Source organism: Mycolicibacterium canariasense (assembly GCF_002101555.1).
GTDB lineage: Bacteria > Actinomycetota > Actinomycetes > Mycobacteriales > Mycobacteriaceae > Mycobacterium > Mycobacterium canariasense.
In genome coordinates, this window is sequence record NZ_LQOL01000009.1 from 19,250 (window position 1) to 43,028 (window position 23,779).

Here is a 23,779-nt window from a genome sequence, read left to right on the forward strand (position 1 = left end):
CCCCGATGCCGTGCGTTCGTGTCGCGCATTGCACGGTGCCGAGTTCCGTGTAGCTTTCCCGGCAATCGCCCCGGCCGTGGGGCGGGATCCTCGAAGCGAGACGGGCCGCGACCCCGCACCGCAACGTGGAGGTCAGCCCCCGCAGGGGCACATGGCGAACCCGCCCTGTTCACCGCGGTGTGGCTGGTGGTCGCGGCGCCGGATCCACTCCGCGGACTGCACAGGAGAGGTTTCTTCAACCATGGTTTCTCACCGACTCAAGGCCGACGCTCGCGCGTACATGGAACAGCACCCCGGGGTCAGCTACCAGGCAGCGTTGCGTGCTGTCACTGCACACACGCCGACGGGGGACGGTTCCGGCGGCAGGCCAGCACAGGAACCGTCCCTCGTCGGCGTGTGCGCAGTAGACCTCTTCGAAGCTCTGGGCATCGAAGACATCGCCACCCACGATTTCACCGAGGTGTGGGCACGCAACACGGCAACCGCTTCGCTGCGGGTGCCCTACTGCTATCGGCTCGAAAGCGGCGCAATGAACGCCGCGCTGGAACACCTCGATCTCACCGACGAGAGTCTGGGCGGAAGTGGTCCGCACCCCGTGCTCCAAGGACGCATCGAGAGTGGCGCAACGCACGCCGAGCTGGAATACCTCGATCTCACCGACGAGAGTCTGGGCGGAAACGGTCCGCACGTCGCGATTGAGGGGCGCACCGGAAGCGGGAAGTCACATTTTCTGAGCTCTCTCGTTTTGGGCCTTGCCGCCACCTATGCGCCCGACACCGTGAGCTTCGTCCTGGCCGACGGTAAGGGCGGCAGCACATTCGAGGGGCTCGACAAGCTGCCACACGTGGTTGCGGCGGTTTCTCACCTGGAGCACTTCCCGCCGCGTGTCCAGCGCCTCATCGACTTTATCGCGAGCGAGATGGATCGGCGGGCGCAGCTGATCTACACGCATTCAAAATGCGAGGACTTTGTCAGCTACACCGAACGGTCCATGCAGCGCGCGGGGTCGGAGTATCCGCGGTTGCCGCACTTGTTCATCGTGGTCGACGAGTTGCACGCAGCTGCGCGCAGCCACCCGCGCTTGGTGTCAGCACTTGGCCACCTGGCGCGCACCGGGCGGGCGTTGGGGATGCACCTGGTGGTCGGCGACCAGCCGTCTGACAGGAGGCTGGGCGATGAACTGTCCGAACAGCTGCGCACTCGGATCACGCTGCCGCTTGATGAACCACTACACCGCATACATGCAGAGACCGGCGGGACCGGACAGCCGAACAGCATGCTCACGCAGATTTCCTCACGGCTGTCCGCGCTCAGTGACTTCCGCGCGATGGACCAGTACCCGTTGTCTGACGAGGCCGCGCAACGCGGACGCATCGGTTTCGTCCGCGCCGAGATTGACTCCCTGATCGGCCAGGACGAGGTCAAAGAGCAGCTGCACGGCATCCTGACCGATGCGTCGGCAACCGCGGAACGCGTCCGCCGCGGGTTGCGTGTCTCACCGGTGCGCCCCAACTTCGTCTTCACTGGCGCTCCCGGCACGGGGAAGACCCATGCTGCCGAAATCCTGGCAGACACCTTGCACGCCGCCGGGGTCACAGAAACCTCGAAGGTGGTGTTCGCGTACCGCAACACGCTCGTTGGCAGATTCGAGGGTGAGACTTCGTCGAGAACATCCGCGGTGTTCGACAGTGCGCGCGGGGGTGTTCTCTTCGTCGACAGCGCTTACGAACTGGTCCAGGACCGCGGCGGCAGCGGCGACCCGTTCGGGCGCGAGGCGGTGGACACGCTCAGTCAGCGGATGCGAGACGGCGGGAACGACCCGGTGGTGGTCCTGTGCGGATACCCCGAGGAGATGCGGCGTTTCCTGGCACGCGAACAGAGCCTGGCCGGCCTGTTCAGCCGCCATGTCACGTTCACCTCGCCTTCGCCGGCTGAGCTGTGGAAGCACCTGGTGAAGTTCGCCGAGGATGGCGGCCACGTTCTCAGTAACTCCACCGAGGGTGCGTTCCAGCACATTGTCGAGGAGCTGGGCAAGGACAACGGTTACGGCGTGCGCCACATCGACCGGCTCGGCAATATCCGTTTCGCTCGCGGTGTGGTCGATGCGGCCGCCGGAATCGCGGCACAGCGGTTCGGACAAGTAGCGGATCTGTCTGAGCTGACCGACAGCGAACTGTTCACACTCACACGCGACGACATTGTGTGCGCGGCTGAACGCATCGTGGGATCGGCAGGAGTGGCCGTCGAGTGACACCGCCCGCGGTGGGTCGGTGCCCGGAACGAAAGCCGGCGCCGACCCGCAGCGGCCTCACGTCCACCACCAGTCGACATCGCGTCGAGCACGCAGGTCGGGGGTTCCCCGGGGTCGCCGACGGTCCGCCAGCGGGCCCTGCACGGTGCTCGGGAGCGACCGTTTTGAGGCCCCCGCTGGGCGTCTTGTCGGTGCGCGCCATCAGTCCCACCACCCGCCGGTGTACTCGCAGTAGCGGTGGGTCTGGCGGTTGTCGACGCGGTCCTCGTTGATCTCGCCGCGGCTGTTGGCCTGGCGCGTGAGGTCGCGCAGGATGGTCCGCTGCGCCGCCCGCTCGGCAGAGAACCAGGCGCGGCGAGCAGTCTGCCGATAGCCGGTGTCAGAGAACATTTTCCAGTGCGGAACAGGCTCACGCGCAGGTTCCCAGCGGCACACGGTGTCCGCGTATGTCCACGGGTCAGTAGGAAGGTCACACGCAGCGGTGACGTGCAGCCGCCGGATGCCGGTACACATGTGCGCCGCTCGCATGCCCGGGGCATCGTTGATCTGGACCCGCCAGGGACGGGTCTTGTCGGTCTTGGACAACGGATCTGTCCGCCTTTCGGCGGGCTACCGGCGACCTCCGTCCGGCCGCAGGGGAGGCAGCCGCACCTACAACGGGAGACCCATGACCGTGTCCTTCCATGCGTGTGCGCGAAGCCGCGCGGCGGCGGTGGCGAGCCGGACAGCGTAACCCGCGGTGCTAGAGATCCGGAAGGGGGTCCTCGCGAACTCCCGCGCCGAATTCGTAGGCGTGGGCGAGCAACAGGATGTACAGCTCATCGAGATGCCTGGCGCGGTCGTATGCCCGGTTGGTTACCTGCACGTACAGGGTGTAGATGTCGAACGGTTGGCCCTCGTCGAGATCGACTTTGGCCCCGCGAGCCCGGGCTTCTCCGCCGAGACGAGAGGCGGTCGCAAGCTCGGACCGCAGCCCGTCGACCCCACCGAGCAATACCTCGGCTCCCGCCTCCGCGAATAGGGCTTGGTAGTTCTGGTGCATCGTGCCTCAGCGTCCCGGGAACAGTTTCGCGGCGGCGGCATCGGCATCGGCCTGCGCAGCGGTCAATCCACCCTCATCGGTGAAACCGCTGTCGAGCACCTTGCCGCACGAGCCGTCCTGCACCGACCAGCGGTAGTGCGTCGGCTGCTCCTCGTCGTCCCACTGGTCGTAGTCGACGTAGGCGTAGATGCGGTCGAGACCGGACAACTCACGGGCATAGGTGGTCTGAGTGCCCGATGTGTGCTGCAGCTTCCACTCGTTCACAGGGCACCGCCGGCCAAAGTGGAAGCGGCATTCTCGGCGATGATCCGGTGCGCATTGCCGGTGGTGTCGAACCGGTGATACACCGGATGCCCGCCCACAGGCTGAACACGCAGCACCCAGGCTTCGGCGACGCCTACCAACTGTGCCTCCCGCAGGGGGTCACGTCCCCTAGACACCATCGTCTCGAGCTGCCCGCACAGCGGGGAACGCGGGTCCAGAGTCGTGATGATCTGCTCGATCGCTTGGTGGTCGCGCAGCGCGTTGAGCGAAATGACGGTTGTCGGCATGGCACCGATAGTGGCCACGACCGGTCCGATTTCCGTTGCGCGGCGCGGCAGCTGGGTTGGGGCGACGAGGGGGAATCGAACCCACCGACCTCCCGGACCACAACCGGGTGCTCTGCCGTCTGAGCTATCGCCGCCATGACGGTCCCCGAACAGGGGGACCGTCCGCTGAACGCGCGCCGCCTGTCCGCGACTGCGCGAGCGGAGCCACCCGCACCCAGCATCTCAGCTGAGCAGTTCCGCCAGCGGCCGTGAGCCGTGGCGATATGCGCGGAGGGCAGGGGGATCGAACCCCTACATGTCTATGCACCAACTGTTTTCAAGACAGCGCCCGTCGCCAGCCGTCGGGTGGGCCCTCCAATGTGACCGGCCCCCGCGGACCGATCCTCGTTGCTCCGGCGGGACTCGAACCCGCGACTTCCGCGTTATGAGCGCGGGGCTCTGCCAACTGAGCTACGGAGCGTTGCGGACACCCTCTGCAGAGTGGCCGAAAGTGGTTGCGGAGACAGGATTCGAACCTGCGACCTCTGGGTTATGGGCCCAGCGAGCTACCAAACTGCTCTACTCCGCGAAGCTGTTGCTTGCGCGCGTTGTACGCGCTCGGTGGCTACTCCGATCCAGTTGATCCACCGGCACGCGGTGATTCGCTTCCGCCACCTCCGGCCGGCGACCCGGCGGTGCCTTTCGCACCAGCAGAGTCACCGCGATGGCGCCCACCCGCAACTGCCGGTGAATCCGCAGCGGTCTTTCCGGACGCGTGCCGGCCCTGCGGTTTCGGCCGAGATTCGTCCTCGCCGGTATCGGTCGAGGACGAGGTGGAATCAGTGACGTCGAGCCTCGTCCGGGTGTCGTTGCTGCGCGAAGATTCAGTGGCCGAGCGTTTGCGTCCGGGGACGGCGACGGTGGATTCGTCACCGGGATCGGCGGCTTCGTCGGTTGACTCAAGGCCGCCGGTCGAAGTCTCGGGATCTGCTGCGGTGCTGTTCGCGGATTCGGGCTCAGCTTTGGTCACGTCGTCGCCGGTTTCATCATCTGTGACTGGCACGTCGTCTTCGTGGGGTTCCGCGACAACCGCGGTGTCCTCGACCGGATCGGCTTCGGTTACGTCGCCCGCGGATCCGACCACCGCCGGTGCGGAGACAGCGGACGCGGCTGAATTGCTGGCAGTGAGCGGTCCCGCATCGGCCACATCGACACCGTCCCGTGCCTGGTTAACAGACATGGGAGCTGACAGCTGAACGTCGGCGGTGACGAACGTGGACGCAGCTGCCTGGCGCAGCTGCGGTGCGGCAGCGGAGACGGCCGATCGGTGCGTCAACGAGCCCGGGTCCAGCACGGCGGCAACCGTATTGAAGCCGGCGGCAACGGCTGCGCCCACGGCGCGGACCGCCATATTGACTGCCCCGGCCACCGTGTGCGGCAGGTTCGCCACCAGCGACGGCAACCCTGCGGCGCGCATCAGCCCAGAAGCCAACGTTGCCGCGCCACCGTTGAATTTCGCGACCATCTCCGCGGCGGTCACAGACAGGTCGGCACCAGCGGTGAACGGAACCGACAGGAGCCCGGTACCGATGTCGGTGATGGCCCCCACGGTGCGCACGCCGGCGGCCACAACAGCTCCCAGTGCCTGGGTGTAGCTCGCAACGCTGAGCGGTTCGGAGCCGATGGCGCGAATGCTGCGCTGCAACGCGCCATCGCCGGTACCGTCTCCGAGCCACGCGTCTGCGATCTCACCCACACCATGGGTGATGTTGCCCAGCGTCCGCCCCGCGGCGTCGACCAGCGTTCCGGTCAACCCGTTGACGCCGGCGAGCGCAGCGCTGACCGGGGCCGTCACGATTCCCTGTATCGCTGTCAGGACACCATCAAGCAGCGCCACACCCGGCACGAGGCCCTTCGCGGCGCTGAGCGCCTCGTTGACGCCCCGCAGCAGGTTGTCGATCTGGGAGGTGACTCCCGTGGCGAGTGTCCCCACCGTGGAAAGTGCACCGCGGCCGACGCTGTTGACCAGACCCGCCCCATCGTGAAGGACCAGGCCGGCGACATCGAGCGGAACGTTGAGAAGACCTGTGTAGCTGGACAACGAGAGCGGGTTGTTGATGATGCTCGCGACGGCATGCAACGCCGTGCTCAAAGATCCTGTCAATGTCGATGCCAAGAGGGTGGTGACCTCACCGGTGGTGAGCACGATGGTGCCGCTGACATCAGCCACCGTGTCCGATAGGCGCGTCAGGCCACCCGAGGAGGTCGCGCGCAGTGCGCGCAGAAGATCGACGAGCGCGCGGTTATCGGTGGACCTGATCATGTTGTTCCACAGGTCGTTGTTCACCGCCACGGCGGAGTCGAGCACGGAGCTGAGGCTGTTCCCCGGCATCGCGACAACGGAGGTGACCGTAGAGGACACGGACGCGAGTGCCGAATTCAACCGCTCGACAAGGTCATCAATGTCTCGGGGGCTGACCAGCGCCGCGAGCTGAATCCGTGGTGCCGACAACGACGGCAACGTCGGGGCGGCGGTCGAGTGCAGCACGGCTGGGCTGACCAACAGCGGAGCAGCGGTGATCGCGGCTGCCGTGAGTGCAGTCGCAGCGGGCAGGTACGAACCGATCGAACGTTGCATGGGTGACTTCCTTGCCTGGGCGGGTGGGCAGTCTGTACCACGCAGTGAAAGAACATCGATGTGTGCGGCGCGACCTCCGTCACGCGCGGTCGCCAGTGCCAGTGGGCGATCTATTGAACGTGAGAACAGTTGTAGCGCTGCGAACGTCGCCGGTCGGGTGACGGGTGTGCACCGCATTTTCACGGCGGTTTGTCTACGCTTGCACGTCCCCCACCGGACGGTCGCTGCCCGCCATACCCGCACTTCGACAATCTGCGCGAGCAGAATATGGCGCTGCTGGAACCGCCGTACATCGTGTGTGTCGGCACCGGCGGTGATCGGAGGAAGCGACGTACACGCGCCGGGGACCAGGCGCTCGACCTTATCCGCGGCTTTTCTACTCATCGATCCGCGTGGGGCAGTTACCGTCGCGATGCACGCATAGTTCGCCGAACACGTTGTGCAGGCGATTTGCTCATTCTGATCCCCGGCGGCTTACTGGCTCTTGACCGTGTCGGTGGCCCTGACGACTAGGGTGGTTTTCTTCTCCAAAACGCGACGCTGCGGGCGCCGAAGTGGGCGCGCTATGCCACCTTCATGTAGAACGGCATCTCGATGACAGGCCACTGGTTGCGCCCGCAGGATCCGCTCGGTCCGATCGTCTTGTCGAACCCGGTGTACTCCCGGGCATCCGCGTCGTAGTGCCCGTTAGCGCCGACCGGGTAGATCATGTAGGTCTGCAGGCCCTCGACCGGGACGCCGTCGGCACAGTATCGCCAGTTGGGCACCTTGCGTTTGACGTACCAGAGACCGTTGGTCGTGTAGATCGGCGCACTCCAGCCGGCGTCGCTGTTCACTGTGCCGGTGCAGTCTGACGGGGAGACGCATTGCGTTGAGATGGTCCAGGTGCTGCGGGTGGGTGGCTGATCCTCGTAGCGCTGGTTGATCTTGGCCCAGTCACCGTTTGACGATGTGAGGAACGTTCCGTTGATCCCCCACAGCTGTTCGGCGCGCGCGGGCGGGGCACCGCCGAGCACAACGAGCATCGCGGACGCGACCACCGCCAACACCCTACCGGATGACATTGCTCCGCTCCCATTACTGATAGTGGCATTCTCGCTTTCGGAGAATATCACTGGCGGGCGATCCGGCTGGGCGTTTCGGCCGAGTACCCACCATGCATGGAGTAGCCACCTCGCGGCTGACGCGTTGCTCGACACGGTTGGTGCGGTTGCCACTCGTTTCAGTTGGGGCCACACCCGCTGGCCCCGAACGGATCGCCCGGTGCTCTGATCCGCTGAGCTGCAGGGGCAGTAGCGAAACCCCGTGCAGGTCGCCTCTCGTCTGGGGCCAGCGTCATGGAGACGCCTTCACCGGTGAAGGTCATCGAAGCCGGTGTTGACACGAGGTCTCGCTGCGCACAGCTTCACCGATGGAACCGAAGATCCCGCCGACGGCGCGCGACACGCGGAGGATGCGCCGCTATGGGGTGGCTTTCACGGCCTCGATCGCGGCTGCAGCGACCGGGTTGCTGGTCAGCAGAGACTGGCCGTGGCTGTTGAAAACCAGCCAGTCGTAGGTCGATTCGATCTTGCGGACATCGCGCACCGTGACGGCCACACTGTGCGAGGTGACCTCCCAGTGCGTCGGGTGAGTGGCAGTGACGACGGCGCTGGACATGTCGGTGACCGTAGGCCGGTGGTCGGCACCTCAGCCGTGCGCGGCGCGGTATCGAAATTTGTAGCGCCGACGGGAATCGAACCCGCGCCTCCCGAGGTGAAAACTCGGGTGCCTAGCCATCACAGCACGGCGCCATGGACGAGACCACGACCGTCGCCGCGACCTCTGGAACCCCGCCAACCCAGCGAGGTGTTGCGCGCCCGGCAGGACTCGAACCTGCGCGTAACCGCTTTGGAGACGGTTGCTCTGCCGCTGAGCTACGGACGCTTGCCCCGCGAGCGGGGTGGGTGTCGGAAAGGTGAGGGACGACTGTGCGCCGGGGACCGTCGGTAGCCCGCTAACGTGGGGCCGCATGGTCACTGTCGACGAGCTGTCTTGTGCCGCCATGGCAGCGCTGTACGCCCCACCGGAGGCCATCACAGAGGCGTCGCTGCTTTCGTGGCCGGCAAGTCCCGGTCTGTATGCGGTGTTCGGTGCGGATACCGTCTGGCACACGCTGGGACTCGGCGAAGCTCCAGACGCGCGTCCGCTCTACGCCGGGAAAGCCGAGCGATCGTTGTCCAGCCGAGATGTCGGCACCCACTTCGGTTTCGCCGGCGGGTCAACCAGCATCACCGGCAGCTCGACACTGCGCCGATCTTTGGCGGCACAACTGCGGTCGACGCTGGGTTTGCGAGGCCGCTACCGTAATCCGTCGATTCCGAAATATGCGTCGAATTACGGGTTATCCGCCGAGCACGACGAACTTCTCAGCACGTGGATGCGCGCCAACCTGCGCGCAACGTATTGGGTCCACCCCGCAACTGAGGTGCCGCTCGACGCGGTCGAAACCGCGGTACTCACAGTGCTGAAGCCACCGCTGAATCTCGACAAAGTCACCCACCGCTGGGGAAAATCGATCCGGGCTGCCAGGGCGGTGATGGCGGCCGACTGCCGACAGACCTGACTTCCTCCGCTGTGCGTGCCCCCAGCAGGGATCGAACCTGCGACATTCCGATTAAAAGTCGGAAGCTCTGCCAACTGAGCTATGGAGGCCAAGAGCCCACGCCGAGAATCGAACTCGGGACAACCTGCGCCGGAGGCAGGTGCTCTATCCGCTGAGCTACGCGGGCATGCGATCGGTCGGGGTGACACGATTCGAACGTGCGACTTCCCGCTCCCAAAGCGGGTGCTCTAAACCAAGCTGAGCTACACCCCGGTGTGCGCCGTTGAGGCCGGCGCGGTCCTGGTCGCGGTGGCCGGAATTGAACCGACACGTCCGAAGAGACGGCTTTACAGGCCGCTGAGCCCACCACCTGCTCAACACCGCGCTTGTAGTCCCCGAGGGATTCGAACCCCCGACATCCGCGTTGTAGGCGCGGCGCTCTCCCGCTGAGCTAGAGGACCGTTGCCGCCGGACACCGCCGGCCCCCGTGCACAGGGAAAGCGGCGATGCCAGCGAGTTGCGACCGTGACGGGACTTGAACCCGCGATCTCCGCCGTGACAGGGCGGCGAGGACTCCAGCTCCTCCACACAGCCATGAGGTGGTGTGCGCGGGACTCGAAACCCACACACGGCCCATGACGCGCCCGATTCGACACGCTGCGGACTCGAACCGCGTGCCCGCCTGGACACACCACCGTTGTGGATCCCCCGGGAATCGAACCCGGCACCTCCGTCTTATCAGGACGGTGCTCTAACCAACTGAGCTAGGAATCCGCGCGCACCGCTGAGCGATTCGCGTGATGACGTACCGCGAGAGGGATTCGAACCCCCGACCCCCTGATCCGTAATCAGGCGCTCTCTCCACTGAGCTACCGCGGCGTGACGATCCCCGCAACGGGACCGACGCACTTCACGCAGACAACCCGGAACGGCGCAGGTCGGCTTCCAAGTTGGCCACGGCACGGTGATCGCGAGTAGTGGCCGGCGCGATCACGATGTTCTGCTGTTTGTCCGGCGGAACGAACCGCCAATGCCCGCCGCTGGTCTTACAGACGTCCCATTGTTGCTCCTCGGCTGTCGAGATCAGCGCCTTGAGCCGTTTCTTGTAGTCGGATCCGCTCATAGCCGGCCACCCTGCGCGGGCAACGGTCCCCGGTCGGCACGCGGCGCGTACGGATACTCAGTCCTCGGCGGGGCCGATGAACTTCACCTGCGCCCACCATCCGGACTCGCGCAGCCGCTCCTGCAGCTCCGCGGAGATCAGCTCCTGCAGGTCGTCGTGGCGTGACAGATGCAGCCGCACAACACCGTCCGGAGCACCGGATGCGACATCACACTGCACCCATGGCCCAGCTGAGCACCGGAACGACGACAGACTCAGCGCTGCATCAAGGAATTCCGCAGGATCAGACCCACTGACAGTCGCGGTGTAGATGTCGCCGCCGCTGTCATCGCTCTCGGGCGGGTACCCGTTGCGGATGAGCAGCGGAATCCCGTGACGCATCGCGGCAATCGAGCGGTGCACTCCGTCTGCGACTCGCAGCCGTCGGCTCCACCAGCGATCGCGGCGGACGATGATCGGGCGCTCGAAGCCATCAACCAGCTCGGATGCCAGCTCGGCGATGCGGCGACGCTCATGCGGGTCCGCCAGCAGAATCGCCTCGGTGTCAGACCACCGTTCCTCGTGAGCAGGACGGACGTGGGCGCGGAACCACTCCGCATCAACCGCGCGGGTGCTGTGGCGCCGCATCACCTCCTCACCTCCCTGTTGTGTGGTCCCGGCCGGAATCGAACCGACTTCTCCTGGGCTTCAACCGGGCGCTTGAACCATGTCAGCTTCGGGACCATCTCACACCCTTACACGCGGGTGCAGGCGCAGGTGAGCATCGACAGCGACCATCACCTCACGGGTCACGCCGTGGCGCTCGTGCAGTTCCGGTACCAGTACCCGGCCGGACGTAACTGCTGGCAGGCACGCGTCATGCTCGCCGACCACATCGTCGAGTACCACGGCACGTTTGATCCGAGGATGCGCCTGCAGGTAGCGCAGCGCGCCGCGCACTTTCAGGCTGTGCCCGAAGCTGACCCGGTTCTCGTCGTGGCGAACCCATGGCAGCCCGTGCGGGAGGCCGAACCACTCGGCGTAGTCGTCGGCCTGGTCGTTCCAGGTGGTGTTCCACACCAGCGCGACGCCGCGATCATGCAGCGTGCACAGCCAGTCGACGACCTCGGTCACCGCGTGGATCGGATACCCGACTGTGCGGGTGCTCAGTGTCCAACCCGGTGCGGAGTCGGTGACATTCAGCGTGCCGTCGATGTCGAGAAACACGGCGTCCATGCCGTGGGACTGTAACTGGGTCGGATCGATGCTACGGATGTGGCGCGTACTGGGCGATCCATTCGCGGATCACGCGCACATCGCGGGGAATCAGCCCCTGTGCCGGGTGCGGACGCACGAACGTAGTGGGCGCGGTACGCGACTTGCGCCAGCTCTCCGAGAGCATGTCGACTGACAGCGCGTCCTCGGTCCACAGAAGTGCTGCATCGCCGGGGACCGCCGCCTTGGCGACGGCAACCTTCCAGGGGCCCGATACCATCCGCTCACGCGCATCCAGCCCGTCTGCAGCATCGGCGGCGAGGACGTTCTCGTCGAACCACGGGATCTCCGGCAGCCCGTCCAGGATCGGCGGCAGCTGCCGGGTGTGTTCACGCCACGTCGATAACCACTGCACCGCCACACCGGCGTCGACAGCCGCGGCAACGGTCTCGACGACCGTCGCCGACCACAGCAGTGGGAGCTTCACCGGCTTGCCGTGACGGTCACGGTCCCCTTCGGGGTGGTCGATGGTCGCGGATCGCCAGTCCGGCCAGAAGCTTCGCCCGCCGCGCTTGGACAGCGCGTTGATCACGCCGTCGAAGTCGAGCAACCACATCGGCGTTGTCACGGTGTCAGCCCCTATTCCAGTGCGGTGAGTTCCGATTCAGCGTGCCGCTTCGAGATTGTGTCGCCCCACCGTCCTGCGATGTCCCAACGCACATCGCAGGAATATCCATAGCCGCTGATCCCGTTGTGGCGCACCTGATGCGACACCGTGCCGGCCGTCTCGCCGGGGACGAAGTACCGCCGCAGCGAGACAGGTACGTGGGCGGCGTCGGCGATCGTGACTCGCGCGCCTACTTTCCACCGTCCCACCGAACCTCCCTCAAGCAGCACATGTGCGAATCTCTAAAGTAGAGAATAGCAGGGCGGTGTCGAGTGAAAGGGGCGGGAGTTGAACCCGCGTGCAGCTGGCGTCCCAGCCGGCAGACCGTCTATGCCAACCCTCTCAGTGCTGTCGCCTCGGCGGGCTTCAACGTAGTCCGTGCGGGAATCGAACCCGCGCAACGGGTCTGAGAAACCCGCGGCCTGCCACTAACCGAACGGACCAAGATGGGGTTTGAGTGTGACCCGCAGCGGGCCAAGTCTCCACTGCGGGTAACACTCAAACCCCAGGTCACACACCCTTGGGTCGGTACGGCTGCCAAAGCAGCCGCATCCCCGCCTCCTCCGGCGTCCGGTCGGCCTTGCTCCAGTTGCATGGCCCGCAGGCGGCCACCAGGTTGAACCAGGTGTCACCACCACCGCGGGAACGTGGCAGCACGTGATCGTAGGTGTCAGCCCGACTGCCGCAGTAGGCGCAGGTGTGCTTGTCGCGGGCCAGGATGTCAGCGCGAGCGGCGTGCTCGGTGTCGCGCCGGTACGGCACGTGCACGTATCGCGCCAGCATCAGCGACCGCGGAACCTCGATCGCGACCGAGGGGGACCGCACCAGCCGCGGCGGAACGTGGGTCTCCAGCACGAACGCCGCCTCACGCAGGATCATGCTCACGGCGTCCTGCCAGGAGATGGTGCCGTGATCGGAGTAGTCGGCGTTGAACACCTGCACGGCAGGTGCGGGCAGCAATGTGGTCATGGCGCCGCACCTCCTTTCGGTGTCGTGGTCGGGCCAAGGTGGCGCGGGTGCGCCGGAAGTGGAGACTGGGAGATTCGAACTCCCGACATCCTGCTTGCAAAGCAGGCGCTCTACCGACTGAGCTAAGCCCCCGAGATGGTGCGCTGGCCCGGAAGGACTCGAACCTTCAACGGCGCGATTAACAGTCGCGTGCTCTGCCAATTAAGCTACGGGCCAATGTGTTTTGATCTGCGTACCCCTCCCCGGATTCGAACCGGGAACCTTCGGAACCTAAACCCGACGCCTCTACCAGTTGGGCCAGAGGGGCATGGTGCGGACGGCGGGGATCGAGCCCGCGGCCTTCGCGTTGGCAACGAGACGCGCTACCGGCTGCGCCACATCCACGTAGACCCGCGACTTTCGGCCAGCTGCAGTCTGACTTGCCCGGCACAGATTCACTCATCCGCCAACGGTCCCCGCGCGGGCAGGGCGACGCCGGGTCTGACGGTTCCACGCCCCGCTCGCGCAGCGGATGGTCACCGACAACCGTGGAGCCACCGTCGGGGGTTGAACCCGAGGCCTCCGCCTTACCAAGGCGGCGCTCTGCCACTGAGCTACGGCGGCGACGCACCGATGGGTGCGGGGGAGCCCCGAGCCGGATTCGAACCGGCGGCGGACACCGCTTACAAGGCGGCCGCTCTGGCCGGGCTGAGCTACCGGGGCGTGCTATCCCGCCTCGCGGCGGGTGCGGATACGTTCGACGCGCTGATCGTCGGTGGGCGCTACCCAGCCGTGGTACCCCGCTGAGTCGTCCCATTCGAGGGCATGGGTGCGCTGTTCGCGGCCGCACCAACGGCAGCCGTTCGGCGGCGGCGGTGCCGTCGTGGGTGCGGCATCAGGCATGTGCGACCCGCTGGCCGGCCGGCCAGAACTTGTCGACGGGGATGATCAACGTCGTGCCGCCGGCGCCGATGTCCTCGCGCCGGAACCAGTAACGGCGCTGGCCTTCCATCTGAGCCCCATACCCAAGGGCGATACGGGCTCCCTGGTAGACCCACTTTTCACGCGCCATCGCCAGCAGCTTAATCGGTACTGGCGCTGACGTGGACGGTGCAGTCATAGGCCGTCTCCAGCTTGGACTTCCACACCTGAGCCAGTGAACTGAGCGCCGCTGATTCAGGGTGGAACAGCGAGTACGACAGGACCAGCGTCTTCGACGGCCAGGACACCGTCTCGGTGGGCTCGGTGCGCGCGAACAGCACGTCATCACCCATATCGGCGGCCACCTCGCGGCACAGGGACTCGAGGTGGGAGCGATCTTCGGCTGTCGGGCGGCTGTCTGCGCCGCGGTAGGTGCCGTAGCGCAACGTGACGCACAGCTTCAAGTTCATCGACATGGTGAGTGTCCTTACTCCCTGGAGGCGATCAATTCCCTAAAACAGAGAATAGACGCCGTTGCCGACAAGTAGTCCGAGCAGGTTCGACACGCCGGACGGGGTCCGGTGAACGGGCTGCCCAGAGAGGATTCGAACCTCTACCGGCCTGATCCAGAATCAGGTGTCCTGCCAGTTAGACCACCGGGCAATGGGCGCGTGTACAGTCCGCGGACTTGCTGCCTCGCCAGGGTTCGAACCTGAACCGGGCGAACCAAAACCGCCGGTGCTGCCAGTTACACCACGAGGCAATGCGTGGCCCCCGCGGGAATCGAACCCGCACTCTCGGTGTGAGAACCGCGGTTTGAGCGCGGCGCGGCTGCCAGTTACGCCAGAGGGCCGTTGTTCGTCGAGCGCGATCGACGGAAACGATCTGCAGTGCGCGCCGCGCGCAGTGGAGCGGATGACGGGCATCGAACCCGCGACATCGACCTTGGAAGGGTCGCGCTCTACCAGCTGAGCTACATCCGCAAAGCCCCGGATCCGTGTCCGACGGGGCCACTCGGTGTGATGTGGCACGGCATTAGGGCGCTACCGCCGTGCGGGCGCCCCGCGATCGGCGTAGTCGAGAAAGCCGTGTCAGTGTGGCGACGCGTCCTGTATGCGCAGCGCATGCCGCCGCAGTTCATCGGCATTCTGAAACCAGATCACGCCCGGCAGAGCAGATCCGATCTCACCAAGCTCGACGCGCACGGCGGTGTCATCGAGATGCCCGGTGAAGCCGACCAGCGGGCGATCCACAGGCACTGATCCAACCGTGCCCACGCCCGCCGCGATGACCGGCAGGAACCGCTTGTGCTGGCCAAGTCTCGACGTTGCGGCCTGAAGGCAGTCGTCGCAGATGTTGAGCACCAACTCCTCACCGTCGAAACTGTCCCAGAACGTCGACCCGTAGTGCCCGCTGGTGCGGAACTCGGTGCCGCCGTACGGCTGGTTGTCGACATCGGCGAAGGCGTTGTGCAGAGATGTGGCGCAGACGAAGCAGGGCAGTGCATATTCGCTCATACCCGGAACAAGCCGGCTTGGTCGGCTGGGTGTCAAAACGGGGTGCGCCGCGAGGGGATCGAACCCCCGGCCCGCTGATTAAGAGTCAGCTGCTCTACCGACTGAGCTAGCGGCGCAAACGGCAGGACAGACCGGCATGTTTGTGTCCGGCCTGCCCTGCTCGAACCCGCACAAGCGCACCAGCTGGCACGCCTGTGCGGGGTGCTGGGCGCATGGCGGCGCCCAGCCGCTGTCCCGATCACCGGTCCGGGGTGCACCCACACGTCTGGCTGACCGCGCAGTGGCTCCCGGGGGAGCGGCGGTCGCCGAGGCGGCGAATACACCTGTCCCGGTGAGGGACAGCGCATCACACACTATGGAGTTCTCAAGTTCCTGGGCGGGGGCCCGGTGTCACCGAGTCCGCGAGCCGGAGCCGTAACCGCTGAGCGGGTTCGTATCCGACGAGGAGAATGGTGCACCGAAAGCGGCGCCGTGTCCAGCGTGTTTGTTCTCGAAAAGTGTTGCTGTGCAATCGTTTTAGATGCGGCAAAACGCAGAAACGTCAGGCGACGTTTCTGCCAGCGGCAACCGAAAAGGTGAGGGATTTATGAGATTTGTCTTCTGGCCCTTGCTTCCGGCTGGGGCACACACCCGCGAACGGGGTGGAAGGGCTACGGAATAGCCGGAAGCAACTGGGCTGACCGAAGTCGCGCGACTCAGCGAGCGCCCAGGCTCCGATGACATTGGTCTCGACCGTTTCCACGCACGACAACGCAGCCGGGGACGCAGTGCGCATCCCGACTGTCATGCGATAGTCGCGAGCCAACGTGGACATCCCCGCACGCTAACACCGGCGACCGACAGTGCCTAGCGCTTTACTGCGACACACCGCGAGTGCGCGATATGTGAATCGTTTCGTGTGCGAGCGCAACGGTGCATCGGCATCGGGAACTGCACCACATGCGGCGCGAGCAGCCTGAATTCGTCGGACCTTCGCAATAAGGTCGCGCCATGAGGACCGCTGCTGGCCTGGTGGTCGACCCACGAGTACACGCCGAGGAGATCGCCCGGTTCACGGGCTACATCGTAGAAGGACCCGCGGACCACGACTGCGACATCTGGATCGGCGGCATCGGTGCGGACGGATACGGACGGTTCCACATCAACCGCGGTGGAGCCCGTTTCTGTGTGCGCCCCAATCGCTATGCCCTGGCACTGTTCGGCGGGGGAGCCGTGGCTCCCCGAATACTTGCACTGCATGAGTGCGACAACCCGATCTGCACCCGCGTCGGCCCGCATCACATCGTCGGCGGCGATCAACGCCACAACATGGCGCGCATGGTGGCGATGCGCCGAGGCGGCAGCGGTCGCGTCATCCGCGGCGCTCTTCGTGATCTGCGCCGGCAACGCTCGGTGGCGCTGCGTGAAGCGGTGCGCTGCGGGTGGGACGCCTGCGCGGTGGAAGCCGCGCTACTCGGAAACCAGCCGACACTGTGGTGAGTGGACGTGACACCGCCGCGCACCCGCTCACCACTGTGCGTCAGGACAACGCCCACGGCGCAATGGCCGTCGAGGTTCGCAGGCCTATGCCGCGGGTTTTGTCTGGCCGGCGTCCTCAGAAGACACGAAGCTGACCTCGCGCAGCACCAGCGTCCTTGCACGGGTCATCGCCACGTAGAGCATCCGCAACTTGGCGGTGTCCTCGATGTCGACCTCGCCCATCAGCACGTGCACGCGCTCCCACGTACCCCCTTTGGCCTTGTGGATCGTCGAGACGGTCACGTCGGCCATATCCCGAGACGCAACCACGGTGCGCGCCAACTGCTCCAGCGCCTCGGCGCCATGCGTGCGCACCAACGTCACGGTGGCGTGCAGTGACTCCTCCTCGACGCCCGGAACCGAGCGCAGCCATTCACGCCAGCTCACCAGATCGGTGAACCGGCGCAGCACCGGCTCGGCACACTCGTCGGCCCTACCGCTTTCGACCAGCGCCACGTCACGTGCCAGCGAAACCAGGTCTTGCAGATCCAGCGTCGAGTAGACGCGGCGGCCGGCACGGGTGTGGCTCACGATCGCATCGACCACCTGGCGGTTGGTGGCACACACCACCGCGTCGCAACCGAACGCTTCGTGCTCGTCGAACACGTCGCGCAGATGGCCGTCTGCCGGGCCGACCCCGAGCAGGCGCATCGGCACTTCGTGACCCGGGTCGAGCAGCTCGAGGATCCCGTTGGCGTGTGCGGCGATCTCGGGGCCGAACCGGCGCGACTCGCGCAGTGGAAGTGTGACCACACCCTGCTGTGCTGAGAAGCCCTGCATGGCATCGATGCTGCCGGTGAACGAGTACAGCTCCTGGAACGGGTCGCCGCACAGGACCAGCTGCACACGACCGCGCTGGGCCAGCACCAGACCGGCCATGACCCCGTTTGCGTCCTGCGCCTCGTCGTAGAGAACTACATCGCCGTCGGAGCCAATCTGTGGCGACGTGAGTGCCCAAGCTTTGAGGTAGTGGTCGTGGCTCGTCTTCAACTGCCCGTGCGGACTGGTCAGCTCCGCCCACAACGCCTGCGCACTCTCCAGCAGGGCCGCGCGCACCAGTGGTCGTAGCGCCGGCTCCAGCTCACCCAGATAAGGCACATGATCCTCGGTCATAGTGGGGGAGGCGGACTGGCAGAACAGCTTTACCGTGTCGCGGGTAAGGGTCAGGAACCGTCGCTGGGCCCCGAACGGCAGGCTGTAGTTGGGGATCTCGATGCGGGTGTAGGCGTTGGTGTTCGGGTTGAACTCCACGGTCGCCCGCAGACATCGTGACGCTTTCGCGATACCGAGGTGCTTCATCTCGGCGCGGATCGGCATGCTGTCACGGTTGAGGTGATCGACCATGTGCGTCAGCGCCGGATTCGTCCGACATCCGCGATACGCCAGTGCATGTGCGGTTGAGGCTCGCGCGTTGGTCAAGCCGAAATCGGCGAAGGTGGCACCGACTTCTTCGGCGTTGCGCTTGTTGAACGTGATGTACCAGGCGGTGGTTGTGGGCCGGTACATCTGCGCAGCCGCGGCGATGAACGCCAGAGTCGTGCTCTTGCCGGTACCGGCGCCAGCCTGCACAGCCAGGTCGGCGCCGGCCAGGAACGCGGCGATGATCGCCTGCTGTTCGGTCGACGGCGACATGGTGACGCTCACGCGGGCTCTCTTCTCTTCGAGGCGACAGATCTCTAAAACGGAGACTAGCGGCAGTCTCCGACGCATTCGAAGATCACGCGGAGAGACCGCCTTCGGCGTGTGCGATGAGGAGACAACAGGCAGGCGCCCGACACGCGGGGCCTACCGCGGCACCCACATTCGCGATGCGCACCGTCTGTGGCGGGATTCGAGTGGTGCCACGGCGTGAGTTTGCTAGCCGCGGTGGCGGCGCGATCGGCGGCGAGTTCACCGTGAACTGCGGTTAGGGCGCCGGTGGTTCCTGTGAAAATAACGTCTGACCAGCCTCTTAGCGCCCAACGGTGCATACCCGAGTCCGTTCGCCGTCTCTGCGCTCCGCAGTCTCGTGCCCCTGCGCATTCCGCTGGTGTAGATCGCACTAACTTTTCCCGTTGGCGCACCGTTGACCTGCGGAAAGTGTCAGAGTTTTCGGTGATCTCGCCGTGAGCTGGACAGTTGCATTGATGTCGCCAGAGGGGGGAGGGGGTCTGACGGTAACCGTCTTTACACGGTCGCATGTGACGTGGCTCACAGCGGTTTATCGGGGCGATGAATGGTGACAGTTTCTTTTACTCGTTCATGTTTTTAGTTAGTGTATCTAGTTATATGTATCTATCAGGCAATTCTACTTTTACGCATCCGACAATAAGACCGTTTTTGTAGCGAAAAGTGTTTCAGTGAATTTCTTCATGATTGACGACCCCCTCCCCCTTCTGGCGACATGGATGCTGCACTGCAGGTAGCGCCGTGATTGCACGCCGTGCTGACAGTTTCCGCTGGTCAAAAGTGCGTCAACCGAAAATATTCGTGCGTTCTGCGCCATCGGTTTGGCGTCCGACAACTGTCTACGAAATCCTGTGAGCCGTGTCACGGCACGTGATGGCCGGGCAGCGCAGCGCAAACCGGGGAGCGTGTGCGGGTGGGGCCGAATCTGTTAACTGGTGCCCCGCGGTATGAGACGCGCTCCTGCGTTTTCCAGTGACCAGACCTGCCGCCGATGCCCACAAGGTCGCGGCTGGCCGGCACGCTCGCGATGATCGCAGCCGATGTCCCAGCTGCGTCCGCTCAGCCGCGCCCTGGACCGCAACCGTGCCGCTGGGTACCGAGTCAGGCGAGACGGAGTATCGCTTCGAGGTGCGTTGCCGGGCAGAGGCCGAAAGCGAGGTGCGCGCGTTGGTGATGGACGCTGTGCGGTCTCAGTCGAACTGACGGCGAATACCTGGCGTTCGCCAGTTCGACGGAGACGCTTCGCCTATACCGCCGTTCAGTAGATCTGGCGGTTCGGTGACGAGGGCGGCTTCACTCGACTGCGGTGGAAAGAGTAGTCCGACCCCAGAAGGGCCGGAATGCAATGCTGACTCATCCAGATCGTGGCAGCACACCGCCCGGGAATTCCGCATACCGATTCCGTGGTGGCTGGTCAGGGGAGCTGTCAGAGCATCGCCATGCCCAGCACGCCGCGTCGCAGGAAGAGGTGCTGTTCTAGGGTTCACGGTATGAGAGGTGGCGGTGTCGGTATTGATTGGACTATGGCCCCACTGTGGGTGCGAACGGGGTATCGCTTCTTTCCGTTCGCCGCCGAGGTCGGTGATGTGTGGTGGGTGTTGAGGTTCAACGTCGGTTTCCCGGAGCACGATCTGTTCACGGTGTTCGTCGGCAATCGGGCCGCAGCTGATGTGACCGGTGATCCGAAATCTGTTGTGCCGCTTATTGCGAGTATCGGGTCGTTGAGTCCGGTGAGCTCGCAGGGAGCGGAATTGGACACGGAGACGGCGCGTGCGCTCGTCGGTGAGGTGGCCAGGTTCGTCGAGTACGGCAGTGAAGACGGCCAGCCGTGTGTGTTCTGCTCGCATGAGCGTGATGGGCTGACCCGCAATAAGTAGGCAGCGCCGCAGAGCTTAATCGGGACGCCGGCCGCAATTCGTCAACCGCCAACTCGATTGCGATAACCGCCAAGTTCAACGAGAACGGACAGACGCAATCGCCCGCCCCGACTTCACCATTCGTTCCGTAGCCGCCGAAGACCTGGTGGCCGACAACGAGGTGAGGATCGTGGCCATGGTCGTCGCAGCCGAGCGCAATGACCGCGCGGTGGAATCGGCACTGGCCGCCGTGATTACCGCCGCACCGGTGACCGCCGTGCGCTGGAGCGCCGAAGACCTCAGCGGGGTCGATTAGCAGTTATCGAAAGCGCGGGTGCCGCGGTCCGCCCACGCGACCGTGGGTGCAGCCGGGACACATCGTGACCGGTAACTTCGGGTAAGAAGCGCCAGGTGCAGCCGGGGAGACCTTCTTCCGCAAGTTGCGGACGTTGTTGCACACGTCGCGCATCTTGCGTGGCCTACTTCGTCTCGTTCGGGTGACTGGTGTGCACCTGCTCCAAGTAGACCGTCCGCCCCTCAACGTAGAACCAGATGCGGGCGGTGCCTTTGAGCGTCGGCTTGTGCTGCCAGCGCGTGTGCGCCTTGCCGTCGCGGTCGATCGTCCCGTACTCGCCCTTCAGCGGGTAGTTCGTCGGCAGGTTCGCCAGCGGGGTCCGCGTCAGGAAGTCCCACGCGTCGGCGAGAGGGTTGCGGATCGTCGCGGCGAGATCCTGCCACCCCCTCTTGGCGTTGGTCGTGGCAAAGCGGATCTCGTACTCGATCTTCTTCGGCGGCCGCGGGACAAGCTCCCCCTTGCCTGCCACCGCTACGGACGCTCCACAACGGTGTCGTCATCGCCGTCGTCCAACCACTCGAGATCGGCCTGGCCGAGTCCGGCGGCGATCGCGGTCGCCGTCTCCCGCCACGAGGTCAGCTCCGAGAGCACCCGGTGCGGCTGGTCGGTGGAGAAAGAGGCCCGCGCGGCGTCGACGAGATCCTGGGCGCAGGTAGCACGGTCCTGCGGCGACAAGGCGAGCATCCACGGGAAAGCCCGGGACATGCGGTCGGCGAGAGGGCCGTCGTCACTCACCGCGGCGCCGATGAGCTGCGCGGCGAACTGCAGCATACGGTTGCGGCTGTCGGCCTCACGCTGCGACATGAGCACAAGATCTTCGCCGTCACGGCGGGTCACCGTCACCGGGTGATCCTCAGCCTCGGCGAACACCTCGGCTGAGCGCTTGCTCAGGTCCGAGGAGCGGCGCGTGGTGGTGCGGAGCGCGGTTGTGGCCATGCCGCCATGCTATTCGGAACGTGTTCGGAAGTCCAAGTGAGTTCCGTCGCTCAGCGGCGCGGAGGCTCGTCCCGTATCTGGTCGCGCAATTGTTAGTCGACACCAGAAGCCGGAATGTGTGAAAATCGCGCATATGGACGGCAAGATCCTTGGTGAGCGGATTGTCGAGGCCAGAAAGGCCCGCGATCTGACGCAGGAACATCTTGCTGCCACCATTGGAATCGACCGCAGCGCGCTCGGCCTGATCGAGAAGGGTAAGCGCAAAGTGTCGGCCATCGAACTGGTCGACCTGGCAGCTGCCCTGTCGACCCCGCTGGCATGGTTCGTGCGCGACCCCCTGGCCGCGGTGATCAGTCGCCGCGCCGAGGCGGGTCCAAGTCACGAGGTGACCGCCAGGCTCGATCAGGCGCTGGAACTGTTCGCCGGCGACGTGGCCGAATTGCTGGCCGACGGAGTGATCCGGCCCTTGCCCGACCGGCCGGCCTGGCGGACTCCTCAGTCAGTCGCGTCGGCAGAGATGGTTGCGCGCCAGGTGCGAGAACACCTCGGATTGGGCCATGAGCCGCTTGGCGATGTCGCGGCCGTCGCGGAACGGTTCGGCCTGTATTCCTGCGCGCTCAGGTTCGGCGAGCAGGGTGCCGACGGCGCGCTGGTCGCGGTGGCAGACGGTGCGGCAGTGGCGGTCATCGACGGGGATGCCCGGGTCGGCCGGAGACGCATGTCGTTGGCCCATGAACTCGGTCATTGGCTGTTCGGCGATGCTTTTGATTCCAATACCGGGACCGATACCGAGCAGCTGATCACCTCGTTTGCCGCATTCTTCCTGGCGCCGCGCGCTGGCGTGACCGCGTTGTGGAACCAGTACCGCTCCGAGCGGCTGCGTGACACGGTGGTTCGCGTGGCGGGCATCTATCGTTTGTCGTGGTCGGCGGCGGTGCTGCACCTGCACACGCTCCATCTGATCACGGACGAGCAGCGGCGAGTGTTGGAGCCGACACGACCCGCGATCGGTGAGTTCACGAAGCTGCAGATCATTCTGGATACAGACGAGCTTCGACCGCCGTCGGTGTCTCCGGGGCTGGCCGCTGCCGTGCTCGACGCGTACGTCGATCTGCGGATCTCGGCGCCACGGGCGGTGGAGTTGTTGCGCGGCCAGTTGGACATCGCTGATTTGCCGCAGCCTCGCGCTGAGATTGCCGCCGACTACGCCCGAATGGGTTGAGCGCCCCGCCGCGGTGGGTGATGGACACGTCGACCTTCACTCACTTCTGTCGCGCCGGGCATCAGGACATCTTGCGCAGGCTCGCCCCGCAAGGACTGATCCTGATCCCGGACACGGTGTACTCGGAGGTCTTGGACGGTCGGGATCGCGATTACGACATCCCAGCTGTTGGTGACCTCGAATGGGTAGAGGTCGGTGTGTTGACCGAGCAGGAGCAGGACACTCAGCTCGACATCAAGGTGTACATGCCGTCGCAGGTGGGCGAGTCTGCGCGCAAACACCTTGGCGAGTGCGCTGTGCTGGCCTGCGCGATTCATCGACAGATGGTCGCGGTGATCGATGACGGTGGCGGCCGCGGCCAGGCTGTCAGTCGCGGTGTGCGGCACGTGAACTCGATGTGGATCATTGCGCAGGCGCGTAAGCGACTCGATGATGTCGACTCCGAGGCGGCGGAACAGATCTACGCTGACCTCGTTGCCACCGGGATGCGGTTGCCGCAGGTTGATAGCTTTATCCGCTGGGCATATGGAGTTGGTCTGCTGCCGTAGGTGATCGGCTACGTCGATGCGGGCGAATCGGTGGAACTGTCCGGTTATCGGCCTCATCGAGGGGCGTTGAGTCAACGACGGGCGAGCGTTGTGAATCCCGGGTCGATCAGGCCGAGCCACGCGTCCTGGTCATCGGCCAGGGGCTGTTTCAGCGGCAGGGGAGTGAACCGGCAGTTGAAGACCATGAGGGGGACCCGTTTGGTGGTCCAGTCGCTATGCGACTTGGGGTTGGTGGGTCGTGGTCCACTGTAGAGCGAACTC

At 65.2% G+C, this 23,779-nt stretch carries 28 protein-coding genes and 27 tRNA genes; 7 read left to right on the forward strand and 48 right to left on the reverse strand.

Translation table 11 applies throughout. The features are described from left to right. Positions 1-529: 529 nt before the first annotated feature. Positions 530-2,251 (forward strand): FtsK/SpoIIIE domain-containing protein, encoded by a 1,722-nt coding sequence (locus AWB94_RS01190; protein WP_165766681.1) that lies wholly within the window; start codon positions 530-532, stop codon positions 2,249-2,251. 201 nt (positions 2,252-2,452) lie between these two features. Here the strand turns inward: AWB94_RS01190 and AWB94_RS35450 are convergent, their stop codons facing one another. The 13 genes from AWB94_RS35450 to AWB94_RS01250 form a co-directional block, all read right to left on the reverse strand. Then, the gene (locus AWB94_RS35450; RefSeq protein ID WP_036439595.1) at positions 2,453-2,836 is read right to left on the reverse strand and encodes a hypothetical protein; all 384 of its coding nucleotides are present in this window, start codon (positions 2,834-2,836) and stop codon (positions 2,453-2,455) included. A 157-nt stretch (positions 2,837-2,993) separates the two neighbouring features. After that, a complete protein-coding gene (locus AWB94_RS01200) occupies positions 2,994-3,293 on the reverse strand; it encodes a hypothetical protein (protein ID WP_036439597.1) in 300 nt (99 codons plus the stop codon). Between the two features lie 6 nt (positions 3,294-3,299). Continuing rightward, on the reverse strand, positions 3,300-3,557 hold the full coding sequence (locus AWB94_RS01205; RefSeq protein WP_036376680.1) for a hypothetical protein: 258 nt from the start codon (positions 3,555-3,557) through the stop codon (positions 3,300-3,302). After that, positions 3,554-3,844 (reverse strand): hypothetical protein, encoded by a 291-nt coding sequence (locus tag AWB94_RS01210; RefSeq protein WP_062654573.1) that lies wholly within the window; start codon positions 3,842-3,844, stop codon positions 3,554-3,556. The genes AWB94_RS01205 and AWB94_RS01210 overlap by 4 nt, the downstream gene beginning before the upstream one ends. A 57-nt stretch (positions 3,845-3,901) precedes the next feature. Beyond that, positions 3,902-3,978 (reverse strand) — tRNA-His (locus AWB94_RS01215). A 134-nt stretch (positions 3,979-4,112) separates the two neighbouring features. After that, positions 4,113-4,200 (reverse strand) — tRNA-Ser (locus tag AWB94_RS34890). Between the two features lie 31 nt (positions 4,201-4,231). Then, a tRNA-Ile gene (locus AWB94_RS01220) sits at positions 4,232-4,304 on the reverse strand. A 31-nt stretch (positions 4,305-4,335) separates the two neighbouring features. After that, positions 4,336-4,412: transfer RNA gene (locus AWB94_RS01225), tRNA-Met, on the reverse strand. Between the two features lie 36 nt (positions 4,413-4,448). Next, positions 4,449-6,461, reverse strand: coding sequence for a hypothetical protein (locus AWB94_RS01230; protein WP_062654572.1), 2,013 nt, complete (start codon positions 6,459-6,461; stop codon positions 4,449-4,451). A 563-nt stretch (positions 6,462-7,024) separates the two neighbouring features. Further along, entirely contained in the window at positions 7,025-7,525 is a 501-nt protein-coding gene (locus tag AWB94_RS01235; RefSeq protein ID WP_036376689.1) for an Rv2253/PknI dimerization domain-containing protein, read from the reverse strand. Positions 7,526-7,922: 397 nt separating this feature from the next. After that, the gene (locus AWB94_RS01240; protein WP_036439603.1) at positions 7,923-8,120 is read right to left on the reverse strand and encodes a hypothetical protein; all 198 of its coding nucleotides are present in this window, start codon (positions 8,118-8,120) and stop codon (positions 7,923-7,925) included. A 61-nt stretch (positions 8,121-8,181) separates the two neighbouring features. After that, a tRNA-Glu gene (locus AWB94_RS01245) sits at positions 8,182-8,254 on the reverse strand. A 61-nt stretch (positions 8,255-8,315) separates the two neighbouring features. After that, positions 8,316-8,387, reverse strand: a tRNA-Trp gene (locus AWB94_RS01250). 85 nt (positions 8,388-8,472) lie between these two features. Between AWB94_RS01250 and AWB94_RS01255 the strand changes: the two genes are divergently transcribed. Beyond that, complete coding sequence (locus tag AWB94_RS01255) at positions 8,473-9,066, forward strand: GIY-YIG nuclease family protein (RefSeq protein ID WP_036439605.1); 594 nt, start codon at positions 8,473-8,475, stop codon at positions 9,064-9,066. Positions 9,067-9,082: 16 nt separating this feature from the next. Here AWB94_RS01255 and AWB94_RS01260 read toward each other — a convergent pair. The 31 genes from AWB94_RS01260 to AWB94_RS01400 form a co-directional block, all read right to left on the reverse strand. Then, positions 9,083-9,155: transfer RNA gene (locus AWB94_RS01260), tRNA-Lys, on the reverse strand. Between the two features lie 4 nt (positions 9,156-9,159). Next, positions 9,160-9,232: transfer RNA gene (locus AWB94_RS01265), tRNA-Arg, on the reverse strand. Between the two features lie 10 nt (positions 9,233-9,242). Further along, positions 9,243-9,318: transfer RNA gene (locus AWB94_RS01270), tRNA-Pro, on the reverse strand. Between the two features lie 28 nt (positions 9,319-9,346). Continuing rightward, positions 9,347-9,430: transfer RNA gene (locus AWB94_RS01275), tRNA-Tyr, on the reverse strand. A gap of 4 nt (positions 9,431-9,434) precedes the next feature. Beyond that, positions 9,435-9,506 (reverse strand) — tRNA-Val (locus AWB94_RS01280). A gap of 59 nt (positions 9,507-9,565) precedes the next feature. Then, positions 9,566-9,639, reverse strand: a tRNA-Asp gene (locus AWB94_RS01285). Between the two features lie 106 nt (positions 9,640-9,745). Further along, a tRNA-Ile gene (locus AWB94_RS01290) sits at positions 9,746-9,819 on the reverse strand. Positions 9,820-9,851: 32 nt separating this feature from the next. Continuing rightward, a tRNA-Arg gene (locus AWB94_RS01295) sits at positions 9,852-9,924 on the reverse strand. 31 nt (positions 9,925-9,955) lie between these two features. Then, positions 9,956-10,168: a hypothetical protein gene (locus AWB94_RS01300; RefSeq protein ID WP_036376698.1), complete on the reverse strand. Its 213-nt coding sequence runs from the start codon at positions 10,166-10,168 to the stop codon at positions 9,956-9,958. A 57-nt stretch (positions 10,169-10,225) separates the two neighbouring features. Beyond that, positions 10,226-10,795 (reverse strand): ParB N-terminal domain-containing protein, encoded by a 570-nt coding sequence (locus AWB94_RS01305; protein WP_062654571.1) that lies wholly within the window; start codon positions 10,793-10,795, stop codon positions 10,226-10,228. Positions 10,796-10,818: 23 nt separating this feature from the next. Further along, positions 10,819-10,891, reverse strand: a tRNA-Phe gene (locus AWB94_RS01310). A gap of 3 nt (positions 10,892-10,894) precedes the next feature. Beyond that, complete coding sequence (locus tag AWB94_RS01315) at positions 10,895-11,383, reverse strand: HAD domain-containing protein (RefSeq protein WP_036439609.1); 489 nt, start codon at positions 11,381-11,383, stop codon at positions 10,895-10,897. A gap of 31 nt (positions 11,384-11,414) precedes the next feature. Beyond that, positions 11,415-11,990 carry a hypothetical protein gene (locus AWB94_RS01320; RefSeq protein ID WP_131524822.1) on the reverse strand — a complete coding sequence of 192 codons (576 nt, stop codon included), beginning with the start codon at positions 11,988-11,990 and terminating at the stop codon, positions 11,415-11,417. Positions 11,991-12,001: 11 nt separating this feature from the next. After that, positions 12,002-12,238 carry a hypothetical protein gene (locus AWB94_RS01325; protein WP_131524825.1) on the reverse strand — a complete coding sequence of 79 codons (237 nt, stop codon included), beginning with the start codon at positions 12,236-12,238 and terminating at the stop codon, positions 12,002-12,004. Between the two features lie 64 nt (positions 12,239-12,302). Beyond that, positions 12,303-12,373 (reverse strand) — tRNA-OTHER (locus AWB94_RS34895). 28 nt (positions 12,374-12,401) lie between these two features. Then, positions 12,402-12,472, reverse strand: a tRNA-Glu gene (locus AWB94_RS01330). Between the two features lie 67 nt (positions 12,473-12,539). Then, positions 12,540-12,998, reverse strand: a complete 459-nt coding sequence (locus tag AWB94_RS01335; protein WP_036376710.1) for an HNH endonuclease — start codon at positions 12,996-12,998, stop codon at positions 12,540-12,542. A gap of 59 nt (positions 12,999-13,057) precedes the next feature. Continuing rightward, a tRNA-Ala gene (locus AWB94_RS01340) sits at positions 13,058-13,130 on the reverse strand. Positions 13,131-13,141: 11 nt separating this feature from the next. Further along, positions 13,142-13,214 (reverse strand) — tRNA-Asn (locus AWB94_RS01345). Between the two features lie 17 nt (positions 13,215-13,231). Further along, positions 13,232-13,305 (reverse strand) — tRNA-Leu (locus tag AWB94_RS01350). Between the two features lies 1 nt (position 13,306). Then, a tRNA-Gly gene (locus AWB94_RS01355) sits at positions 13,307-13,382 on the reverse strand. A gap of 144 nt (positions 13,383-13,526) precedes the next feature. Then, positions 13,527-13,601: transfer RNA gene (locus AWB94_RS01360), tRNA-Thr, on the reverse strand. 22 nt (positions 13,602-13,623) lie between these two features. Next, positions 13,624-13,700, reverse strand: a tRNA-Thr gene (locus tag AWB94_RS01365). A gap of 3 nt (positions 13,701-13,703) precedes the next feature. Continuing rightward, complete coding sequence (locus AWB94_RS35455; RefSeq protein WP_207626209.1) at positions 13,704-13,880, reverse strand: hypothetical protein; 177 nt, start codon at positions 13,878-13,880, stop codon at positions 13,704-13,706. Beyond that, on the reverse strand, positions 13,873-14,049 hold the full coding sequence (locus tag AWB94_RS34900; RefSeq protein ID WP_163642404.1) for a hypothetical protein: 177 nt from the start codon (positions 14,047-14,049) through the stop codon (positions 13,873-13,875). The genes AWB94_RS35455 and AWB94_RS34900 overlap by 8 nt, the downstream gene beginning before the upstream one ends. Before the next feature lie 10 nt (positions 14,050-14,059). After that, the gene (locus AWB94_RS01370; RefSeq protein WP_036439613.1) at positions 14,060-14,374 is read right to left on the reverse strand and encodes a hypothetical protein; all 315 of its coding nucleotides are present in this window, start codon (positions 14,372-14,374) and stop codon (positions 14,060-14,062) included. A gap of 114 nt (positions 14,375-14,488) precedes the next feature. Next, positions 14,489-14,561, reverse strand: a tRNA-Gln gene (locus tag AWB94_RS01375). Positions 14,562-14,666: 105 nt separating this feature from the next. Continuing rightward, positions 14,667-14,751, reverse strand: a tRNA-Leu gene (locus AWB94_RS01385). 54 nt (positions 14,752-14,805) lie between these two features. Beyond that, a tRNA-Gly gene (locus tag AWB94_RS01390) sits at positions 14,806-14,881 on the reverse strand. A gap of 108 nt (positions 14,882-14,989) precedes the next feature. Then, positions 14,990-15,415, reverse strand: a complete 426-nt coding sequence (locus tag AWB94_RS01395; RefSeq protein WP_036376718.1) for a hypothetical protein — start codon at positions 15,413-15,415, stop codon at positions 14,990-14,992. A gap of 43 nt (positions 15,416-15,458) precedes the next feature. Then, positions 15,459-15,531, reverse strand: a tRNA-Lys gene (locus AWB94_RS01400). A gap of 874 nt (positions 15,532-16,405) precedes the next feature. Here AWB94_RS01400 and AWB94_RS01405 point away from each other — a divergent pair. After that, the gene (locus tag AWB94_RS01405; RefSeq protein ID WP_036439615.1) at positions 16,406-16,894 is read left to right on the forward strand and encodes a hypothetical protein; all 489 of its coding nucleotides are present in this window, start codon (positions 16,406-16,408) and stop codon (positions 16,892-16,894) included. Between the two features lie 84 nt (positions 16,895-16,978). Here the strand turns inward: AWB94_RS01405 and AWB94_RS01410 are convergent, their stop codons facing one another. Continuing rightward, on the reverse strand, positions 16,979-18,577 hold the full coding sequence (locus AWB94_RS01410) for an AAA family ATPase (RefSeq protein ID WP_036376726.1): 1,599 nt from the start codon (positions 18,575-18,577) through the stop codon (positions 16,979-16,981). A gap of 1,547 nt (positions 18,578-20,124) precedes the next feature. Here AWB94_RS01410 and AWB94_RS01415 point away from each other — a divergent pair. Together AWB94_RS01415 and AWB94_RS34905 are read left to right on the forward strand one after the other, a co-directional pair. Further along, positions 20,125-20,478: a hypothetical protein gene (locus AWB94_RS01415; RefSeq protein WP_036376747.1), complete on the forward strand. Its 354-nt coding sequence runs from the start codon at positions 20,125-20,127 to the stop codon at positions 20,476-20,478. A gap of 97 nt (positions 20,479-20,575) precedes the next feature. Then, positions 20,576-20,773: a hypothetical protein gene (locus tag AWB94_RS34905; protein WP_337349805.1), complete on the forward strand. Its 198-nt coding sequence runs from the start codon at positions 20,576-20,578 to the stop codon at positions 20,771-20,773. Positions 20,774-20,936: 163 nt separating this feature from the next. Here AWB94_RS34905 and AWB94_RS01420 read toward each other — a convergent pair whose 3' ends face one another. Together AWB94_RS01420 and AWB94_RS01425 are read right to left on the reverse strand one after the other, a co-directional pair. After that, positions 20,937-21,281 (reverse strand): hypothetical protein, encoded by a 345-nt coding sequence (locus tag AWB94_RS01420; RefSeq protein WP_036439618.1) that lies wholly within the window; start codon positions 21,279-21,281, stop codon positions 20,937-20,939. Positions 21,282-21,283: 2 nt separating this feature from the next. Continuing rightward, on the reverse strand, positions 21,284-21,748 hold the full coding sequence (locus tag AWB94_RS01425) for a prevent-host-death protein (RefSeq protein WP_036376751.1): 465 nt from the start codon (positions 21,746-21,748) through the stop codon (positions 21,284-21,286). Positions 21,749-21,881: 133 nt separating this feature from the next. On the opposite strand from AWB94_RS01425, the gene AWB94_RS01430 reads away from it, so the two are divergent. Together AWB94_RS01430 and AWB94_RS01435 are read left to right on the forward strand one after the other, a co-directional pair. Beyond that, positions 21,882-22,970, forward strand: coding sequence for a helix-turn-helix domain-containing protein (locus AWB94_RS01430; protein ID WP_036376753.1), 1,089 nt, complete (start codon positions 21,882-21,884; stop codon positions 22,968-22,970). Positions 22,971-22,990: 20 nt separating this feature from the next. Continuing rightward, positions 22,991-23,518: a PIN domain-containing protein gene (locus AWB94_RS01435; RefSeq protein ID WP_036376756.1), complete on the forward strand. Its 528-nt coding sequence runs from the start codon at positions 22,991-22,993 to the stop codon at positions 23,516-23,518. A gap of 71 nt (positions 23,519-23,589) precedes the next feature. On the opposite strand, the gene AWB94_RS35460 is transcribed toward AWB94_RS01435, so the two are convergent. After that, positions 23,590-23,779, reverse strand: a 190-nt coding sequence (locus AWB94_RS35460) for a hypothetical protein (RefSeq protein WP_207626210.1), incomplete at its 5' end; no start/stop codon positions are given.

Coding starts and splice junctions, on each gene's coding strand:
- AWB94_RS01190 (WP_165766681.1), top strand. CDS start 530: ATGAACGCCGCGCTGGAACACCTCGATCTCACCGACGAGAGTCTGGGC.
- AWB94_RS01200 (WP_036439597.1), bottom strand. CDS start 3,293: ATGCACCAGAACTACCAAGCCCTATTCGCGGAGGCGGGAGCCGAGGTA.
- AWB94_RS01210 (WP_062654573.1), bottom strand. CDS start 3,844: ATGCCGACAACCGTCATTTCGCTCAACGCGCTGCGCGACCACCAAGCG.
- AWB94_RS01230 (WP_062654572.1), bottom strand. CDS start 6,461: ATGCAACGTTCGATCGGTTCGTACCTGCCCGCTGCGACTGCACTCACG.
- AWB94_RS01235 (WP_036376689.1), bottom strand. CDS start 7,525: ATGTCATCCGGTAGGGTGTTGGCGGTGGTCGCGTCCGCGATGCTCGTT.
- AWB94_RS01240 (WP_036439603.1), bottom strand. CDS start 8,120: ATGTCCAGCGCCGTCGTCACTGCCACTCACCCGACGCACTGGGAGGTC.
- AWB94_RS01255 (WP_036439605.1), top strand. CDS start 8,473: ATGGTCACTGTCGACGAGCTGTCTTGTGCCGCCATGGCAGCGCTGTAC.
- AWB94_RS01300 (WP_036376698.1), bottom strand. CDS start 10,168: ATGAGCGGATCCGACTACAAGAAACGGCTCAAGGCGCTGATCTCGACA.
- AWB94_RS01305 (WP_062654571.1), bottom strand. CDS start 10,795: ATGCGGCGCCACAGCACCCGCGCGGTTGATGCGGAGTGGTTCCGCGCC.
- AWB94_RS01315 (WP_036439609.1), bottom strand. CDS start 11,383: ATGGACGCCGTGTTTCTCGACATCGACGGCACGCTGAATGTCACCGAC.
- AWB94_RS01335 (WP_036376710.1), bottom strand. CDS start 12,998: ATGACCACATTGCTGCCCGCACCTGCCGTGCAGGTGTTCAACGCCGAC.
- AWB94_RS35455 (WP_207626209.1), bottom strand. CDS start 13,880: ATGCCTGATGCCGCACCCACGACGGCACCGCCGCCGCCGAACGGCTGC.
- AWB94_RS34900 (WP_163642404.1), bottom strand. CDS start 14,049: ATGGCGCGTGAAAAGTGGGTCTACCAGGGAGCCCGTATCGCCCTTGGG.
- AWB94_RS01370 (WP_036439613.1), bottom strand. CDS start 14,374: ATGTCGATGAACTTGAAGCTGTGCGTCACGTTGCGCTACGGCACCTAC.
- AWB94_RS01395 (WP_036376718.1), bottom strand. CDS start 15,415: ATGAGCGAATATGCACTGCCCTGCTTCGTCTGCGCCACATCTCTGCAC.
- AWB94_RS01405 (WP_036439615.1), top strand. CDS start 16,406: ATGAGGACCGCTGCTGGCCTGGTGGTCGACCCACGAGTACACGCCGAG.
- AWB94_RS01415 (WP_036376747.1), top strand. CDS start 20,125: ATGGCCCCACTGTGGGTGCGAACGGGGTATCGCTTCTTTCCGTTCGCC.
- AWB94_RS01425 (WP_036376751.1), bottom strand. CDS start 21,748: ATGGCCACAACCGCGCTCCGCACCACCACGCGCCGCTCCTCGGACCTG.
- AWB94_RS01430 (WP_036376753.1), top strand. CDS start 21,882: ATGGACGGCAAGATCCTTGGTGAGCGGATTGTCGAGGCCAGAAAGGCC.
- AWB94_RS01435 (WP_036376756.1), top strand. CDS start 22,991: ATGGACACGTCGACCTTCACTCACTTCTGTCGCGCCGGGCATCAGGAC.